This window comes from Mesorhizobium sp. M1252 (assembly GCF_040318265.1).
Taxonomy (GTDB): Bacteria; Pseudomonadota; Alphaproteobacteria; order Rhizobiales; family Rhizobiaceae; genus Mesorhizobium.
This window is the reverse complement of record NZ_JAMYLX010000010.1, coordinates 47,477-63,482: the sequence shown is the minus strand read 5'-3', so window position 1 is coordinate 63,482 and position 16,006 is coordinate 47,477. Positions and strand designations below refer to the sequence as shown.

19 protein-coding genes and 1 tRNA gene are annotated in these 16,006 nt (G+C 63.5%); 8 read left to right on the top strand and 12 right to left on the bottom strand.

The features are described 5' to 3' along the window. Positions 1-152: 152 nt before the first annotated feature. The 3 genes from NKH22_RS20460 (at position 153) to NKH22_RS20450 (ending at position 3,481) form a co-directional block, all read left to right on the top strand. Positions 153-704: a sigma-70 family RNA polymerase sigma factor gene (locus NKH22_RS20460; protein WP_023671665.1), complete on the top strand. Its 552-nt coding sequence runs from the start codon at positions 153-155 to the stop codon at positions 702-704. Between the two features lies 1 nt (position 705). Further along, complete coding sequence (locus NKH22_RS20455) at positions 706-1,344, top strand: NrsF family protein (RefSeq protein WP_023824691.1); 639 nt, start codon at positions 706-708, stop codon at positions 1,342-1,344. 202 nt (positions 1,345-1,546) lie between these two features. After that, positions 1,547-3,481, top strand: coding sequence for a PAS domain S-box protein (locus tag NKH22_RS20450; RefSeq protein ID WP_352910760.1), 1,935 nt, complete (start codon positions 1,547-1,549; stop codon positions 3,479-3,481). Between the two features lie 27 nt (positions 3,482-3,508). Here NKH22_RS20450 and NKH22_RS20445 read toward each other — a convergent pair whose 3' ends face one another. The 7 genes from NKH22_RS20445 to NKH22_RS20415 form a co-directional block, all read right to left on the bottom strand. After that, positions 3,509-4,387, bottom strand: coding sequence for a 3-hydroxybutyryl-CoA dehydrogenase (locus NKH22_RS20445; protein WP_352910757.1), 879 nt, complete (start codon positions 4,385-4,387; stop codon positions 3,509-3,511). Between the two features lie 120 nt (positions 4,388-4,507). Then, positions 4,508-5,437, bottom strand: coding sequence for an electron transfer flavoprotein subunit alpha/FixB family protein (locus NKH22_RS20440; protein WP_352910755.1), 930 nt, complete (start codon positions 5,435-5,437; stop codon positions 4,508-4,510). A 20-nt stretch (positions 5,438-5,457) separates the two neighbouring features. Further along, positions 5,458-6,207 (bottom strand): electron transfer flavoprotein subunit beta/FixA family protein, encoded by a 750-nt coding sequence (locus NKH22_RS20435; protein ID WP_023686691.1) that lies wholly within the window; start codon positions 6,205-6,207, stop codon positions 5,458-5,460. A gap of 214 nt (positions 6,208-6,421) precedes the next feature. Beyond that, positions 6,422-7,222, bottom strand: a complete 801-nt coding sequence (locus tag NKH22_RS20430; protein WP_352887854.1) for a rhomboid family intramembrane serine protease — start codon at positions 7,220-7,222, stop codon at positions 6,422-6,424. Positions 7,223-7,251: 29 nt separating this feature from the next. After that, positions 7,252-7,833 carry a cob(I)yrinic acid a,c-diamide adenosyltransferase gene (locus NKH22_RS20425; protein ID WP_027050720.1) on the bottom strand — a complete coding sequence of 194 codons (582 nt, stop codon included), beginning with the start codon at positions 7,831-7,833 and terminating at the stop codon, positions 7,252-7,254. 19 nt (positions 7,834-7,852) lie between these two features. Further along, a complete protein-coding gene (locus tag NKH22_RS20420; RefSeq protein ID WP_023671673.1) occupies positions 7,853-8,044 on the bottom strand; it encodes a twin transmembrane helix small protein in 192 nt (63 codons plus the stop codon). A 24-nt stretch (positions 8,045-8,068) separates the two neighbouring features. Further along, positions 8,069-8,935, bottom strand: coding sequence for an SDR family oxidoreductase (locus NKH22_RS20415; protein ID WP_084026156.1), 867 nt, complete (start codon positions 8,933-8,935; stop codon positions 8,069-8,071). 60 nt (positions 8,936-8,995) lie between these two features. On the opposite strand from NKH22_RS20415, the gene NKH22_RS20410 reads away from it, so the two are divergent. Continuing rightward, entirely contained in the window at positions 8,996-9,847 is an 852-nt protein-coding gene (locus NKH22_RS20410) for a YihY/virulence factor BrkB family protein (protein ID WP_023671675.1), read from the top strand. Here the strand turns inward: NKH22_RS20410 and NKH22_RS20405 are convergent. Next, complete coding sequence (locus NKH22_RS20405) at positions 9,844-10,719, bottom strand: DMT family transporter (RefSeq protein ID WP_031202754.1); 876 nt, start codon at positions 10,717-10,719, stop codon at positions 9,844-9,846. The two genes, NKH22_RS20410 and NKH22_RS20405, sit on opposite strands and share 4 nt — an antisense overlap. Positions 10,720-10,938: 219 nt before the next feature. Here NKH22_RS20405 and NKH22_RS20400 point away from each other — a divergent pair, with 219 nt between their 5' ends. Beyond that, complete coding sequence (locus NKH22_RS20400; RefSeq protein WP_023701414.1) at positions 10,939-11,226, top strand: hypothetical protein; 288 nt, start codon at positions 10,939-10,941, stop codon at positions 11,224-11,226. Here NKH22_RS20400 and gluQRS read toward each other — a convergent pair whose 3' ends face one another. Beyond that, positions 11,227-12,102: a tRNA glutamyl-Q(34) synthetase GluQRS gene (gene gluQRS / locus NKH22_RS20395; RefSeq protein WP_352910753.1), complete on the bottom strand. Its 876-nt coding sequence runs from the start codon at positions 12,100-12,102 to the stop codon at positions 11,227-11,229. Positions 12,103-12,176: 74 nt separating this feature from the next. Here gluQRS and NKH22_RS20390 point away from each other — a divergent pair, with 74 nt between their 5' ends. Next, the gene (locus NKH22_RS20390; RefSeq protein ID WP_023698697.1) at positions 12,177-12,818 is read left to right on the top strand and encodes a DNA-3-methyladenine glycosylase family protein; all 642 of its coding nucleotides are present in this window, start codon (positions 12,177-12,179) and stop codon (positions 12,816-12,818) included. Positions 12,819-12,946: 128 nt separating this feature from the next. After that, positions 12,947-13,504: an HNH endonuclease gene (locus NKH22_RS20385; RefSeq protein WP_008874122.1), complete on the top strand. Its 558-nt coding sequence runs from the start codon at positions 12,947-12,949 to the stop codon at positions 13,502-13,504. 265 nt (positions 13,505-13,769) lie between these two features. Here NKH22_RS20385 and NKH22_RS20380 read toward each other — a convergent pair whose 3' ends face one another. Both NKH22_RS20380 and NKH22_RS20375 read right to left on the bottom strand, forming a co-directional pair. Continuing rightward, positions 13,770-14,288, bottom strand: a complete 519-nt coding sequence (locus tag NKH22_RS20380; protein WP_023731053.1) for a disulfide bond formation protein B — start codon at positions 14,286-14,288, stop codon at positions 13,770-13,772. Between the two features lie 62 nt (positions 14,289-14,350). Beyond that, positions 14,351-14,935 (bottom strand): YqaA family protein, encoded by a 585-nt coding sequence (locus NKH22_RS20375; protein WP_023815696.1) that lies wholly within the window; start codon positions 14,933-14,935, stop codon positions 14,351-14,353. A gap of 206 nt (positions 14,936-15,141) precedes the next feature. On the opposite strand from NKH22_RS20375, the gene NKH22_RS20370 reads away from it, so the two are divergent. Further along, positions 15,142-15,226 (top strand) — tRNA-Leu (locus NKH22_RS20370). 188 nt (positions 15,227-15,414) lie between these two features. Here the strand turns inward: NKH22_RS20370 and NKH22_RS20365 are convergent. After that, positions 15,415-15,990, bottom strand: coding sequence for a cation efflux transmembrane domain-containing protein (locus NKH22_RS20365; RefSeq protein WP_023673757.1), 576 nt, complete (start codon positions 15,988-15,990; stop codon positions 15,415-15,417). Positions 15,991-16,006 lie beyond the last annotated feature (16 nt).

The window sequence follows — 16,006 nt, the reverse complement described above, 5'->3', positions numbered from 1 at the left end:
ACCTGACAGCAGTAGTCAACATTGCTCGGCTGCTTCAATCGGTCGCCGCTCCCGCAAACTTTCGTGATTTTGCGGCACTTTGGCTTGGACATCATTTCGCCGGACACGTAACAAATCGGTGCCGAGGCGCGAAGATCGGGGAGTGAACTCTTGTGAGCGGCAAGGATGAGGCCGAGCTTTCCCGGCTGATGCGGGCCGCGATCGCGGGAGATGAAAGGGCCTACGCCGACTTTTTGCACCGGATCGCCGCGCTGGTTCGCGGCTTTGCGAGGCGCAAGATCGTACAGGGCGGGGTCGATCCCGAGGATGTCGTGCAGGAAACCTTGCTGGCCATTCATGTGAAACGGCATACCTGGCGCCAGGACGCGCCGGTGTTGCCATGGATCTATGCGATAGCCCGCTTCAAGCTGATCGATGCTTTCCGGCGGCGCGGACGGCGCATCGAAATCGAGATCGACGAGATCGCCGAGACCTTTGCCGAGCCGGAAACCGAGACCGTCAGCGAACGCGACATCAACCGGGCGCTGGACGGACTGCCGGCTGCGCAGCGTTCCGTCGTTTCTTCGATCTCGGTCGACGGCCGCTCCATCGGCGAGACGGCGGCCAGGCTCGGCGTCAGCGAGACGGCGGTGCGGGTGTCGCTGCATCGCGGGCTTGCCGCGATCGCCAAGCGATTTGGGCAGGGGCGCTTCGGGCGGCAGTGACATGAGGACGGAGGATCTCATCAAGGCACTCGACGCCGACACAAGCAGCAAGGCGATGCCGCTGCGCTCGGCCTGGTTGATGGCGGCGGCAGCCGCGGCGGTGATCGCGGCTCTGGTCTTCTTTCTCACCATCGGCCCGCGTCCCGACATCATGACCGCCATGCACACGATGCGGTTCCTGGCGAAGTTCGTGTTCACCATCGTGCTCGCCGTCACCGCCTTTGGCCTGGTCCGGGCGTTGTCGACGCCGGGCGCTTCGACGGCGAGAGCTGCGGCCTGGATACTGGCGGCGCCGCTGCTGGTGGCCGTGGCGGTGGCTCTCGAACTGTTCATGGTGCCGGAGCCGATGTGGAGCACGCGCATGGTCGGCTCCAACATGATGATCTGCATGGGTTTCATCCCGCTGATCGGCATCGGCCCGCTTGCCGTCTTCCTGTGGATGCTGCGCTATGGCGCGCCGACGCGGCCGGTGTTGGCCGGGGCGGTCGCGGGACTGCTCGCCGGCGGCCTGGCGGCGACCTTCTACGCCGCGCACTGCTTCGACGATTCGCCGCTTTTCGTCGCCACCTGGTACACGCTCGCCATCGCCGTCCTCGCCGGTCTGGGCGCGCTCGGGGGACGGTTCTTCGTGCGCTGGTGACCGGGCCGTTCAAGATCGCCCAATAATCACCGATCCTTAATCATGCCGGCAATTGTTTGCGGGTTCACCGTGTTGCCGGTGGCTCCGGCGCAACCTTTCCTTAAAATCGATCATCCAGTGTTTTTTGCAGAAATGTGTTGCGCATGGGGTGGCATGCACAGTGATGCGGCGAGAGCGAAAAAGCCTGCGGGCTGACAGTCACGTGGCTTTGGTGCTTGCGGCCGGAGGGCTTTGCGCTGCCGTGGTCGCGCTCCTGCTGTCGCGGCTCGATGTCAGCGCCGAAGTGCTGAAGCTATGCCTGCAGATATCGGTGCCGGTCGCCGCCGTGGCGCTGATTCTCGCCGCCCTGTTCATTTACCGGATACTGGACGATCGTCGGCAGATCGCCGAAAGCGAGCAGCGTTTCCGCCGCGCCATGGAGGATTCGGCGATCGGCATCGCCATTGTCGGCCTCGACGGCCGCATCCACGAAACCAACCCGGCCTTCGCCGCCATGCTCGGCTACAGCAAGCAGGAGATCGAGGCGCTGACCTTCTTTCAGATCACCCATCCCGACGATGTGCAGATCGGCCGTGAGACGATGGACGGCATGCGAGCGGGCACCGTCAACGCCTTCCACTTCGAAAAGCGCTACCTCAGGAAGGACGGCACGCCGGTATGGGCCCATCTTGCCGGTTCCGTCATTCGCGACGAGAAGAGCGGCAGCCCGCTCTACCTGGTCTCGCAGATCGAGGATATCGATGCGCGCAAGCAATCCGAGGCGCGCATAGCCGAGGCCGAAACGCGCTGGAATTTTGCCCTGGCCAGCGCCGGACAAGGCGTCTGGGACCTCGACATGCGCAAGGGTGGCACCACCTACTCCGCCACCTGGGTGAAGATGCTGGGCTATGCCGATGGCGAGCTGGACGGCGACCCCGACCGCTGGCTGGCGATGATCCACCCCGACGATCGCGAAAACGTGGCCGAAGCCGATCGTGCCCATCTGGAGGGCAGGACACCGTTCTTCGAAGCCGAGTTCCGGATGCGCCACAAGGATGGCCACTGGGTCTGGATCCTTGATCGCGGCAAGACGCTCGAACGCGACAAGGACGGAAGGTTGGTCAGGGCCATCGGCAGCCTGACCGACATCACCCAGCGCAAGCAAACCGAGGAAAGCCTCATCGTATCGGCGGCAATGCTGGCCGACGAGAAGGAGCGGCTGAGGGTGACGCTGCAGTCGATCGGCGACGCCGTCATCTGCACCGATGCCGCAAACCGCATCACCTTCATGAACCCTGTCGCCGAAAAGCTCACCGGCGTTGTTGGCGCAGAGGCGCTCGGCAAGACGCTTGGCCATGTCTACTGGGCGGTGGACGAAGAAACCGGGCAAAGGATCGGCATGACGCGGCCGGCGCTCGGCAGCGCCAGCCCTGCCGACCAGAACAGTCGCGCCGTCCTCATCCGTCGCGACGACACGCGCTGCAGCATCCGCCAGGTGGTGTCGCCGATCATGAACGACCGCCAGGAGTTCTGCGGCCTGGTCATCGTCTTCCAGGACTTCACAGATGCGCGCGCCTTGCAGCGCCAACTCGCCTATGCCGCCGCGCATGATGCGCTGACCGGCCTTGCCAACCGTTCGAGCTTTATCCGCACCATGGAGGAACTGGTCGACCGGAGCCGCAAGGCCGGCACGGCCAGGCCGGCGGGCGAGCATCATTTCATGTTCATCGATCTCGATCATTTCAAGCTGGTCAACGACACTGGCGGCCACGCCGCCGGCGACGCCTTGCTGAAGCGGGTTGCCGAGGCCATTCGCGGTGCGCTTGGGCCGGAGGATATCGTGGCCCGCCTCGGCGGCGACGAATTCGCGGTCGTCCTGAAAGCCGGCTCGAGCGCCGGCGCCAGGATTGCCGCGCGCTCGATCATTGAAGCGATCCGCGCCCTGCAGTTCACCTGGGACGGCCGGCCGCATGCGATAGACGCCAGCATCGGGCTTGCGCCGATCCACAGCAACAGCGGTGAAGTCGACGAGATCATCGCCCGGGCCGATGCTGCCTGCTATGCGGCCAAGGCCGCCGGCCGCGGCTGTGTTTCCGTGGCGCCTGACGATACCGGATCAAGCGGCCAAGCAGAGCCGCCGCTTGCAGCGGCGTCCTGAGGGAGCACGGAACTTTCGTTCTGGTGGTTAGCGCGTCGGAACCGGTTGCTCGCCGCGATAATCGTAGAAGCCGCGCCCGGTCTTGCGGCCGAGCCAGCCGGCCTCGACATATTTCACCAGCAGCGGGCAGGGGCGATATTTCGAATCCGACAGGCCGTCATGCAGCACCTGCATGATCGAGAGGCAGGTGTCGAGGCCGATGAAATCGGCGAGCTGCAGCGGTCCCATCGGATGGTTGGCGCCGAGCCGCATGGCGGTGTCGATGGCATCGACCGAGCCTACCCCCTCATAGAGCGTGTAGATCGCCTCGTTGATCATCGGCAACAGAATGCGGTTGACGATAAAGGCCGGAAAATCTTCAGAGACGGTGATCGTCTTGTCGAGCTGTTTCACATAGGCCTTGGCCGCCTCGAAGGTCTGATCCTCGGTAGCGATGCCGCGCACCAGTTCGACCAGCTTCATCAGCGGCACGGGGTTCATGAAATGTATGCCGATGAAACGCTCGGGACGGTCGGTCTGCGCGGCAAGCCGGGTGATCGAAATCGACGAGGTGTTGGTCGCCAGAATGGCTTCCGGGTTGAGCTGGGGACAGAGCTGCGCGTAAATCTTGCGCTTGACCGTCTCGTCCTCGGTCGCCGCCTCGATAACCAGATCGGCACCGGCGAGATCAGCCATGGTGGGGGCTGCGGAAATGCGCGCCATCGCTTCGTTACGCAGCTTTTCCTCAAGCTTGCCGGAGCCGACCTGACGGGCCATGTTGCCGCTGACCGTGGCAATGCCCTTCTCGATACGGTCGGGCGAGACGTCGTAGATCAGCACCTTGAAACCCGAAAGTGCTGATACATGCGCGATGCCGCCGCCCATCTGGCCGGCGCCGATGATGCCGATCGTCTCGATCTTGGCCATTTGCAGCGATCCCGTCGAAAAGGCCTTTGCGGCCTGCTTTTTGTGCAGTGCAAACTAAAAGGGTGGGGCAGCTTCGTCTACCCCACCCTTTCACAATTTAATACGCTTTAGCAGAGAGCGTCAAAGCGCCTTTTGCAGTTCCGGCAGGATGACGAACAGGTCGCCGACCAGGCCGTAATCGGCAACCTGGAAGATCGGCGCCTCTTCGTCCTTGTTGATGGCGACGATGACCTTCGAATCCTTCATGCCGGCAAGGTGCTGGATGGCGCCGGAAATGCCGACGGCAATATAGAGGTCCGGCGCCACGACCTTGCCGGTCTGGCCGACCTGCCAGTCATTCGGGGCGTAGCCGGCGTCGACGGCAGCGCGCGAGGCGCCGACGGCTGCACCGAGCTTGTCGGCGACCGGCAGGATGACTTCCTGGAACTTTTCCGAGGAGCCGAGCGCGCGGCCGCCCGAAATGATGATCTTGGCCGAGGTCAGCTCCGGACGGTCGGTTTCCGAGAGTTTGTTCTCGACGAAGGTGGAGAGGCCGGGATTGGCCGCGGCCTTCACCGTCTCGACAGCTGCCGAGCCGCCCTCGGGGGCAGCCTGGAAGGAGGCGGTGCGCACAGTGATGACCTTCTTGGCCTCGGTAGACTGCACCGTCTGGATCGCATTGCCGGCATAGATCGGCCGCTTGAACGTGTCTGGTGATACCACTTCGATGATCTCGGAGACCTGCGCGACATCGAGCAGGGCCGCGACGCGCGGCGCGACATTCTTGCCCGACGAGGTCGCCGGCGCGATTATGGTGTCGTAGGCGCCGGCCAGCGAGACAACGAGTGCCGCGGTCGGTTCGGCGAGGCGCTCGGCCAGTTCGTCGGCCTCGGCCAGCAGCACCTTGCTCACGCCCTCGAGCTTGGCAGCGGCGTCGGCCGCGCCCTTGGCGCCTTTGCCGGCGACCAGCACATGCACGTCCGAACCGATCTGCAGCGCCGCCGAGAGCGCCTTGGCGGTCTGGTCGGAAAGGCTGGCGTTGTCGTGTTCTGCGATGAGGAGAATGGTCATTTTATCTGTTCCTTCCAGTCTCAGAGCACGCCGGCTTCGTTCTTGAGCTTGTCGACCAGTTCGGCGACGCTCTTGACCTTCACGCCCGCCTTGCGGCCGCTGGGCTCCTCGGTCTTGAGCACCTTCAGGCGCGGCTTGACGTCGGCGCCGTAATCGGCCGGGCTCTTTTCGTCGAGCGGCTTCTTCTTGGCCTTCATGATGTTGGGCAGCGAGGCATAGCGCGGCTGGTTGAGGCGAAGATCGGCGGTGATGATCGCCGGCATCTTCAGTTCCACCGTCTGCAGGCCGCCATCGACTTCGCGCGTCACCTTGGCCTTGTCGCCGTCGATCACGACCTTGGAGGCGAAAGTGCCCTGTGCCCAGCCGAGCAGGGCGGCCAGCATCTGGCCGGTCTGGTTCGAGTCATCATCGATCGCCTGCTTGCCGAGGATCACGAGACCGGGCTGTTCGGCGTCAACGACGCCCTTCAGCACCTTGGCGACGCCGAGCGGCTCGGTCTGCTCGTCGGTCTTGACCAGGATGGCGCGGTCGGCGCCCATGGCGAGCGCGGTGCGGAGCGTTTCCTGCGCCTGCTGCGGGCCGACCGAAACGACGATGATCTCTTCGGCCTTGCCGGCTTCCTTCAGCCGGAGCGCCTCTTCCACCGCGATCTCGTCGAACGGGTTCATCGCCATCTTGACGTTGGCGAGTTCCACCGCCGAACCATCGGCCTTGACGCGAACCTTGACGTTCGCATCCACAACCCGCTTCACGGGCACAAGGATCTTCATTGTCTGTCACCTCTCCTGAGATATCCGGGCGCGCTATAGCAGCGTGCGCCTCCGCAGAGTTGTCGAAAGCCGACATTCCTGACTGAATTCCGGCCAAACGGAATCCTGGCCGGACGAATTCTGGTCTTCTGCCGCCTAGCGGTGGCGCTCTCCGTAGTTGTGGCGACGCAACACGTCAATATGCCACGGCAGCGGCCAAACCACCCAAATCGGTTCACTTGTGACCGGAAGCGCCACCCCGGCCCCAACGCGTCTCAGGTTGCACGGGAGCGGGACCGGCTGGCGCCGGCCCAGTAGAAGCGGCTGGCTGATCGGCGGGTTCCGGCTCGCCGTCGTCACCGGCGAGCAGCGGCACGCCGCGGCTGCGCATGATGAGCACCAGCACGCCACCGGCAATGATGCCGCCAATATGGCAGGCCCAGGATATCTGGTTTTCGCCGCCGGCGGCAAACATCACCACCTGGAAGCCGATCCACAGGATCAGCGGGATGAAGGCCGGGATACGCAGCGGAATGCGGGCAAAGACCAGCACCCACACTTTCACCCGGGGGTAGAGGACCAGATAGGCGGCGACGACGCCGGCAATGGCGCCGGAGGCGCCGATCAGCGGCACCTCCGAACTCCAGGCGACGAGCCCTTGGAAGAAGGCGCCGGCGATGGCGCAAAGCAGGTAGAAGATAAGGTAGCGGATGTGGCCGAGTGCGTCCTCGACATTATCGCCGAACACCCACAGGAACAGCATGTTGCCGCCGAGATGAAAGATATCGGCATGCAGGAAGGCATAGGTGAGGTAACTCAGGCTCTCCGGAATGACGACGAATTGGGGCGAGAGTTCTGCCGTGTCGTGGACAACCGAAGGGATGAAGCCGAGGCCGAGCACGGCGGCGTTGTTGAAATTTTCGCCGCCGATCGTGGTGATGAGAAAGACCAACACGTTGGCCGCGATCAGGGCGATCGTCACATATTGCAGCCGGATGTGGCGCAACCTGTTGGAGTCGTAAAGCGGGATGAACATGCCCCAAGCCCTTTCCCGCCTTCGAAAATTCAGCGGTTCTTGCCGGGCACCCATAACACGTCGGCATTTCCGTTGTCATTGACCGCACGAGCGGCGACGAACAGAAAGTCCGAGACGCGGTTTATGTATTTCAGCCCCTCGCGATTGACATGTTCGGCCGGGTCCTGCGCCAGTGCCACCATGATCCGCTCGGCCCGTCGCGCCACGGTGCGGGCAAGATGAAGTGCTGCCGCCGCCGGCGTGCCGCCATTGAGCACGAAGGATTTGAGCGGCTGCAGATCCTTGTTGAGAAGGTCGATATCCTTTTCGACGCGCTCGGTCTGCGAGGCGATGATGCGCAGCGGCTCGTAGCCGAGCGGCTTGCCGTCGTCGGGCACGGCGAGATCGGCGCCGAGGTCGAACAAATCGTTCTGGATGCGGGACAGCATGGCGTCGATGGCGGGATAACTTGCCGCTGTGTGCAGGCGGGCAATGCCGATGCAGGCATTGGCTTCATCGACGGTGCCGTAGGCATCGACGCGCAGGTCGGATTTCAGCCTGCGTTCACCGGTGCCGAGGCCAGTGGTGCCGTCATCGCCCGTGCGGGTGTAGATCTTGTTGAGCTTGACCACGTCGCCTCCCGAACGGCCGTCACTTGCGGGTGAAATACACCACCAGCAGGATCAGTGCCAACGCCAGCGCCTGCAGCAGCACGCGTGCCTGCATCAGCTTGTTCGAGCTCACACCGGAGCCGCCGCGCATCATGTTGATGAGGCCGCGGACAAGCACGATCACCACGGCGACCATGACGAGGACGAGGAGGACTTTGATGACGGTTGCCATGATCTGTTCCCAGTTCTGTTGCGGTCAGGCGCGTCTGGCCAGAACGCGGTAGAGCATCGATGCCGGCAGGATGCGCTTGAGCATCACGCCGATCCTGGCCGGCACTGTTACCACATAGTGCGGGCGTGGGCGCCGCGACAGAAGTGCATGGCGCAAGGCCGCATAGACCACCTCCGGCCCCTTTTTCAGCCGCGATGAACTGCCGCCGGCCCGAAGCCGTGCCAGCTGCGAGGCATAGGCGAGGTGGTGGACGGAATTCTTGTGGTCGATGTTCTTCAGGAACCAGAACAGCCCGTTGCTGGCGATTTTCGAGGTCACTGGCCCCGGTTCGATCAGCGAGACATGGATGCCGCTGCCCCTGAGTTCCTGCTGCATGCACAGCATCAGGCCTTCGAGCGCGTGCTTGGAGGCTGAGTAGGCGCCGCGAAAAGGCACCGGCGCTAGCCCAAGGATCGAGGAACAATGAACGAGGCGGCCATGTCCCTGGCGACGCATTACCGGTACGATGCGTCGGGTGAGGTCGTGCCAGCCGAAGAAATTGGCCTCGAACTGCTCGCGCAATGCCGCAACCGGCAGGTCTTCCACGGCGCCGGGCTGTGCATGGGCGCCGTTGTTGAACAGGGCGTCGAGGCGTCCGCCTGTCCGCTCCAGCACCGATGCCGCAAGTGCTGCGATGGAATCCGGCTCACGGTAGTCGAGATAAAAGGCCTCGATGCCGTCGGCTTCAAGTGCGGCTATGTCATCCGGCTTGCGCGCCGTTGCAAACACGCGCCAGCCATCCGCCTTCAGCGCACGGGCGCAGTGGGCGCCTATCCCGGACGAGGCGCCGGTGACGATGATGGTGCGCAACTCTTTGGCAGGCGGCATCGTGGTTTGAGCAAGGGTTGCCATTTGCCACAATCCCTTCCCATATTCGCGGCGTCGAGACAATCGAAGGGAACGCGGCTCTTGATGCGGAATATCGTCGTGCTGCGCCGCGTGCTCTATGACGCGCTTGGCCATTTCAACACCGATGACGGCTGGGCCATGGCCAGCCATCTGGCGATCACTTCGCTCATGGCGCTGTTCCCGTTCCTGATCTTCGCCACCACGCTGGCGAGCTTCCTCGGCGCGCAGGCGTTCGCCGATACTGCCGTGCACCTGGTCTTCGACACCTGGCCCGAACAGATCGCGAAGCCTATCGCGCGCGAAGTGCTCAACGTGCTGACCGTGCGGCGCACCGATCTTTTGACCTACGGCGTGCTGCTGGCGGCCTATTTCGCCTCCAACGGCATCGAGGCGCTGCGCACCTCGCTCAACCGCGCCTACCGCGTCGCCGAAACGCGCGGCATCATCTACCGCCGGGTGCAGAGCATTTTCTTCGTGCTGATCGCGACGGCCGGTTTCCTGGCGATCAGCGTGCTCCTGGTCTTTGCGCCCTTGCTGGCGCGGCTGGCGGAAGCTCATTTCGAGTGGATCAAACCCTATACGGGCACGATCACGCTATGGCGTTACGTCATCGCCTCAACCGTCATCATTGGTGGCTTGTTTGCCGTCCACTATTGGCTGCCGGCGGGCAAGCGCCGCTTTGTCTCGCTGGTGCCTGGCATCATCTTCACTCTGGCTGCGTGGCTTGTCGGCTCGACGATGTTCGCGACCTACCTCGACCATTTCTCGTCCTATGTGACGACCTATGCCGGCCTCGCCTCGATCATGATCGCCGTCGTTTTCCTCTATATGCTGTCGGCGATCTTCATCCTCGGCGGCGAACTCAATGCGGCGATCAGCCGCTTTCTCGAAGCGCGCGCGCGTGTCGGCAGCTAGGTTTTGGCTGGCCGAGCCGTGGCCAGCCCGACGCCGAGCGTCGCGATTGCCATGCCGACGATCTGCACGAGGCTGAGCCGTTCGCCGAACAGCGCCCAGGCGATGACAGCGGTGACGGCCGGCACCAGGTAGAACAGCGACGCGACCTTCGACATCTCGCCGTCGCGGATCATCACCATCAGCAAGAAGATGGCGCCGATCGACAGCACCAGGACCAGCCAGGCCATGGCGAAGATCAGTTCGCCGTTGATGATCACCGTGTGGGTCTCAAGGGCCAGCGAAGCCAGGATCATCAGCGAGCCGCCGCCGATATATTGCCACATCGTCGCCGCCACCAGGTCGCCACCCGAGGCATAGCGCTTCTGCCAGATGGTCCCGGCGCTCATGCCCAGCACCGAGACCAGCGACGCCGTCAGGGTTTCGGGCGTAACGCCGCCGCCGAGAGCGCCGAGCTTCGGCCACAGCACGATGATCACTCCCACAAGGCCGACGGCAAGGCCGGCCCAATGGCGCGGCAGGATGTCCTCGCCGAGGAACCGGCCGGCAAGCACGGCGGTGATCAGCGGTTGCAGGCCGACGATCAGCGCCGAAAGCCCGGCGGGCATGCCCCTGTGGATCGCCCAGAACACGGCGCCGAGATAGATGCCATGCATGAGGATGCCGGCGACCGTGGCGTGAAGCGCTTCTGCCCTTGTGGCTCGCTTCGAGCCAAGCACGAGCATCAGCCCGGCAAGCAGCAAGGCGGCGATGACAAAGCGGGCTGCCAGAAAGGTGAAGGGCTCCGCCCAGGGCATGGCGTAGCGCGCGCCGATGAAACCTGTCGCCCATAGGACGACAAACGAGGCGGGGATGAACCGCTTGAGACTGTGCATTTTCGGGGAAGCCGTTTCCGGTGGAGAGGTCCGATTCGGTGAAGAGACAAATACGGCAATTGCTCTAATGCGGTTCAATCCGGCAAGCAAAGCGAAACAATTGGTACATAAGCTCATCCTGATGTAGGAGGTGGCCGAATTCAAAGGGCGGCGTCAGGGCAATCGACTTCTGTCGATCGATCCGGCGACATGGCGTTTTGGCTTCGACAGGGAGCGCGCATGCTGTTGCATCTGGACACAAGCTGGCTGTTGATGACGGTGGCCAGTGTGGCCGTGTTCGGCTTCTTCTTCGGTTCAGCGCTCGACGCCATCATGCAGGAGGACGGTTTTGGGTCGACCGGCAACACATTGCTGTTCACGCTCGGCTTTTTCGTCGCGGTCATGGCCGCGAACGAACATGGCATCGTCCTGAGAGATCTGAAGCTCGCGGTTGCCTGGGGACTGGGCGGCGCCTTCGCGTTTATCGGCGCGTTGGCGCTGCTCAAGGCGGGGCTGGCCCGGCTTTAGTCAGAGCCCGACCAGCCGCCTGACATCGTCCGGCGACATGCCTGCCTGCCTCAGCGCGGCAAGGCCGGTATCAGCAAAACTCTTCGACAGTTTGCGCCCATCCGGTCCGAGTATGAGACGGTGGTGGAAATACTGCGGCTGGCCGAGGCCGAGCAATTCCTGCAGCAGGCGCTGGATGCCGGTCGCGGAATAGAGGTCGCGGCCACGCACGACATGGCTGACGCCTTGCAGAGCGTCGTCGACGACGACGGCCAGGTGATAGCTGGTCGGGATGTCGCGGCGCGCCAGAATGACGTCGCCCCAGTCCTGCGGACGCGCCTCGACGCGCTGCGTCGCCGAAAGCGTCTCGTTGGTGAATTCGCGCCAGGACAAATCCGTGCCGACGCGCGCCAGCGCCGCCTTAACGTCGAGGCGCCAGGCGAAGGGCGCATTTTCGGCGATGCGGCGGTTGCGTTCGCTGATCGGCAGCGCCTTGTCGGCGCCGGGATAAAGCGGCACGCCGTCCGGGTCGCGCGGCCAGTCGCGGCCGCGCTTTTCGCTGTCGGAGATGAAGGCCCTGATCTCGCCACGGCTCATGAAGGCAGGGTAGACGAGTTCTTCGCGGACCAGCCGGTCGAGCACGGCCTGATAGTCGGTGAAATGCTCGGCCTGGCGCCGCACCGGCTGTTCCCATTCGAGACCTAACCATTCGAGGTCGCGAAAGATGCCGGCCTCGAATTCAGGCGTGCAGCGGATCGTGTCGATGTCCTCGATGCGCAGCAGCAGGCGGCCGCCGGCCGCACGCGCCAGTTGCTGGTTGAGCAGTGCCGAATAGGCATGGCCGAGATGCAGTTCGCCATTCGGGCTCGGCGCGAAGCGGAATGTCAGGAGCGTCATCTCACAAGCGGCAATCGGGTTGTGCAGCGGTTTTGCCAATTGCTACCGTGCGGCCGGTTCAGGAACAAGAAAACATGCAACGCATCGCGACACTGGACGATATTGCGCGCGGGCTGGATGCGCTTTGCGCAATCGATCCGCGCCTGGAAAAGGTGCGCGGCATGGCCGGAGAGGTGCCGCTGCGGCTGTCGGAGCCCGGCTTTCGAAGCCTGGCCTCCATTATCGTTTCGCAACAAGTATCCCGTGCGAGCGCCGATGCGATTTTCGGCCGGCTGGTGAAACTGGTCGCTCCGCTGACGCCGCAGGCGATCCTTGCCGCCGGCGAGGACATGTTTCGCGAGGCCGGGCTGTCGCGGCCGAAGCAGCGCGGTCTGATCGCGGTTGCGCAGGCCGTGGTTGACGGGCTCGACCTGCATCACCTCTGTTCGCTCGACGCCGAAGAGGCGATCGCGGCTATGATCGCGGTGCCGGGCATCGGCCCGTGGACGGCGGAAGTCTATCTCCTGTTTGCCGCCGGCCACCCCGATATTTTCCCCGCGCGCGACGTCGCGCTGCAGAGCGCGGTTGGCCACGCGCTCGGCATAGAGCCGCGTCCGCCGGAGAAAACACTGATCGCTCTGGCCGAATCATGGAGCCCGTGGCGAGGTGTCGCATCGCGGCTTTTCTGGTCCTATTATCGCGAAACCAGGGGCAGGGACGCAGCACCCCCGGCCTGAATCGGCAAAAAAGCGTTAAAATCCTGCATTTTTGCCGCTTTTGACGAGTGACAATCCGCTTCACATCCCTGTCATGTCGGGCTTACAGTATCCGCGCCGATCGGTTCTAGAACGAGGAGGTCAACAAGGTGACGGTTGCCGTATCTCCGGATGGGCTTCCTGCGCTGGTGCTGAATGCGGATTACCGTCCGCTCAGCTATTACCCCTTGTCGCTCTGGTCCTGGCAGGACGCCATCAAGGCGGTGTTCCTCGACCGGGTCAACATCGTCGCCGAATACGAGCATGCGGTGTCTTCGCCGACCTTTTCGATGAAGCTGCCCAGCGTCGTCAGCCTGAAGGCCTATGTGAAGCCGTCGAGGCACCCGGCATTCACCCGCTTCAACGTGTTCCTGCGCGACCGCTTCCAGTGCCAGTATTGCGGCACGCCCGAGGATCTGACCTTCGACCACGTCATCCCGCGCCATCGCGGCGGGGCGACGACGTGGGAGAATGTCGTGGCCGCATGTTCACCCTGCAATCTGAGGAAGGGCGGCATGATGCCGGCGCACGCCAAGATGTGGCCGCTGCAGAAGCCCTACCAGCCGACCGTGCACGACCTGCACAACAATGGCAGGCTGTTCCCGCCCAACCATCTGCATGAAAGCTGGATGGATTATCTCTACTGGGATGTGGAGTTGGAGCCGTAGGGATTGGCCCGATCGGCCTTGCCAGGGCAATCGCCGATGTCAGGTGCTGCCCCTCATCCGGCTGCCGCAACCTTCTCCCCGAATAGTGACGGGGAGAAGGGAATTGGCTGCAAATTTGCGCCCTTCTTTCAGCGTTCGGGATTGGCGATACCATTGATGACTGCGTCTTTCTCCCCGTCACTATACGGGGAGAAATGCCCGGCAGGGCAATGAGGGGCGGTGCCAACATTTAGAGACTGGCCGCATGGCGCGACCTCGCACTTGATTAGTCGCGCGCCAGCGCGCCGCGGAAGGCGATGGCGGCGAGGATGAAGCTGGCGATGGCGTTCCAGCCGGCCAGCGACAGGCCGAGGATACGAAGGGCTGCCTTGTCGCAGGATGGCGGCACGAATTTGTCGAGCGCGTCGAGCACGCCCTTGCCGCCGGTGTCGACCGGGCCGGCGCCGGCCGTGCAATCGGCCGGGCCCTGCCACCAGGCCCATTCGACGCCCGAATGATAGACGCCGAGATAGAGGCCATAGAGCATCAGCAGGCCGCCGACGGCAAGCAGGCCGCGCGTCAGCCATGCGGGCGCGCTAAGCATCGAGGCAATCACCGCCAGCAGCATCAGCGGGGCGCCGATATAATAGGGCGTGCGCTGCTCCAGGCACAGATGGCAGGGGATGTAGCCGCCTATGTGCTGGAAGGCGAGCGCGGAGCCGACCGTGGCGGCCATGGCGACGGCGAGAAACAAAGCGGTGCGCGTCCGCTGGCGTCCGGTATCGGCTGTCATCGTGGCTGTCATGTTTCGTCCGTTGAATTCGCCGTCCGCCGGCATAGTCCTGACCCACCGCCCGCCTTGGGCGGTCAGAAGGCGTATTTGACGAGGATATAGAGCAAAATCAGGGCGGCGGCGCCGGCGCCGACGATCAATCCCAAACGCTTCTCGATGAATTCCTTGATCTCCTCGCCATAGCGGCGCAGCAGCCAGGCAAGAAGCAGGAAACGAGCGCCACGCGCCAGGATGGCGGAGACGATGAAGACGAAAAGGTTGACGTGGAGGGCGCCTGCCAGAATGGTGACCACCTTGATCGGCGGCAGGTGGGCGGCACCCGATGTGACGAGCAGCACCAGCATCAGCCCGGTGCCGGCCGACTGCCACCTCTCGAACGCGTCAAGGCCGCCAAAGTGCTCCAGCATCGGCCGTGCTATCGTGTCGTAGGCATAGTAACCGATCAGCCAGCCGGCAATGCCGCCCAGCACCGACGCGACAGTAGCGGTCAGCGCGTAGCGATAGGCGCGTTCGGGCCGCGCCAACGCCATGGGCAGGTACAAGACGTCGGCAGGTATGAAAAACACCGAGCTTTCGACGAAAGCGATGAAGGCCAGCCACCATTCGGCGGATTTGCGGGCCGCCAGCGACAAGGTCCAGTCGTAAAGTCCGCGAAGCATCGGCTCTCCTGGATGCAGGTTGCCCAGACGCAACGCGCTTTGATGCGCGTCTGTCTAGAAAGATTTTCCGCGCCGCACAATGGCAGGAGCGTCATGAAACAGAAAGGCGGGCTTTTGCCGCAAGCAGGGCACGGCGGCGCATTTGGCCAGTTGACGAACAGGCCTCCGACCGTATAGTCCGCGCCCATCCAGGCCTCCTGGCCTGAGCCCCTATGGCGGAATTGGTAGACGCGCTCGACTCAAAATCGAGTTCCGCAAGGAGTGCTGGTTCGATTCCGGCTAGGGGCACCATTTTTGATCTCACGCCAGTTCGCTTCGCTCATGGGCTCCGATGGGGCGGCCTGACCGGCCGACGGGCGGTCGCCCTTGCGAACCCTCCGGGTTCGAACAGTGCCTCGAACACAGAGCCAACCGCGGCTGCTGAGGATGACAGCGATAGCGCCAATCAGCGGCGGCCGGTAGCCCCGCTCTACGTGCTCTCAGGCCGCCGCACGGTGTTCTTCACGGGCAGCTTCCCACACTTCGCGGGCCGCGTCGGCGTTCATGACCGCGATCCCCAATCCCACCGCCAAATCGGGCCACGCGGAATGCCAGAGCAAGGCCGTGACCAACCCTGCGGCAATAATGGCGATGTTGGCCAAGGCGTCGTTGCGGGCCGACAGGAAGGCCGCCTTTGTGAGGCTGCCGCCACGATGCCGGTGCGCGGCCAGCATGTAGGCGCAGGACAGGTTGACGGCGAGAGCGCCAAGTCCCGCCAAGGTCAAGGCGATGGGCTGCGGCGGCACCGGCACGTTGAACTTCTCCCAAGCCGTCCAGAGCGTTGCCAGACCCGGCATGAGAAGGATGAGCGCCAATGCCATCCCCACCCGCGCACGGGAGCGCACAGACCACCCAAGTGCGAGCAGGATAAGGAGGTTCACGGAAGCATCTTCAAGAAAGTCGATGCTGTCGGCGAACAGGGACACTGATCCAATGGCGAGCGCCACAGCGAACTCGATCCCGAAATAGGCAAGATTGAGAAGCGCGACGATGAGGACGATGCGGCGAAGGTTCATCTTCTGGCAGTATCCG

Excerpts from the sequence above, each read along its gene's own strand:
- NKH22_RS20365 (WP_023673757.1), bottom strand. The coding sequence starts at position 15,990 with ATGAACCTTCGCCGCATCGTCCTCATCGTCGCGCTTCTCAATCTTGCC.
- NKH22_RS20410 (WP_023671675.1), top strand. The coding sequence starts at position 8,996 with ATGCGGAATATCGTCGTGCTGCGCCGCGTGCTCTATGACGCGCTTGGC.
- NKH22_RS20415 (WP_084026156.1), bottom strand. The coding sequence starts at position 8,935 with ATGGCAACCCTTGCTCAAACCACGATGCCGCCTGCCAAAGAGTTGCGC.
- NKH22_RS20455 (WP_023824691.1), top strand. The coding sequence starts at position 706 with ATGAGGACGGAGGATCTCATCAAGGCACTCGACGCCGACACAAGCAGC.
- NKH22_RS20435 (WP_023686691.1), bottom strand. The coding sequence starts at position 6,207 with ATGAAGATCCTTGTGCCCGTGAAGCGGGTTGTGGATGCGAACGTCAAG.
- NKH22_RS20390 (WP_023698697.1), top strand. The coding sequence starts at position 12,177 with ATGCAACGCATCGCGACACTGGACGATATTGCGCGCGGGCTGGATGCG.
- NKH22_RS20420 (WP_023671673.1), bottom strand. The coding sequence starts at position 8,044 with ATGGCAACCGTCATCAAAGTCCTCCTCGTCCTCGTCATGGTCGCCGTG.
- NKH22_RS20440 (WP_352910755.1), bottom strand. The coding sequence starts at position 5,437 with ATGACCATTCTCCTCATCGCAGAACACGACAACGCCAGCCTTTCCGAC.
- NKH22_RS20400 (WP_023701414.1), top strand. The coding sequence starts at position 10,939 with ATGCTGTTGCATCTGGACACAAGCTGGCTGTTGATGACGGTGGCCAGT.
- NKH22_RS20405 (WP_031202754.1), bottom strand. The coding sequence starts at position 10,719 with ATGCACAGTCTCAAGCGGTTCATCCCCGCCTCGTTTGTCGTCCTATGG.
- NKH22_RS20430 (WP_352887854.1), bottom strand. The coding sequence starts at position 7,222 with ATGTTCATCCCGCTTTACGACTCCAACAGGTTGCGCCACATCCGGCTG.
- gluQRS (WP_352910753.1), bottom strand. The coding sequence starts at position 12,102 with ATGACGCTCCTGACATTCCGCTTCGCGCCGAGCCCGAATGGCGAACTG.
- NKH22_RS20380 (WP_023731053.1), bottom strand. The coding sequence starts at position 14,288 with ATGACAGCCACGATGACAGCCGATACCGGACGCCAGCGGACGCGCACC.
- NKH22_RS20375 (WP_023815696.1), bottom strand. The coding sequence starts at position 14,935 with ATGCTTCGCGGACTTTACGACTGGACCTTGTCGCTGGCGGCCCGCAAA.
- NKH22_RS20445 (WP_352910757.1), bottom strand. The coding sequence starts at position 4,387 with ATGGCCAAGATCGAGACGATCGGCATCATCGGCGCCGGCCAGATGGGC.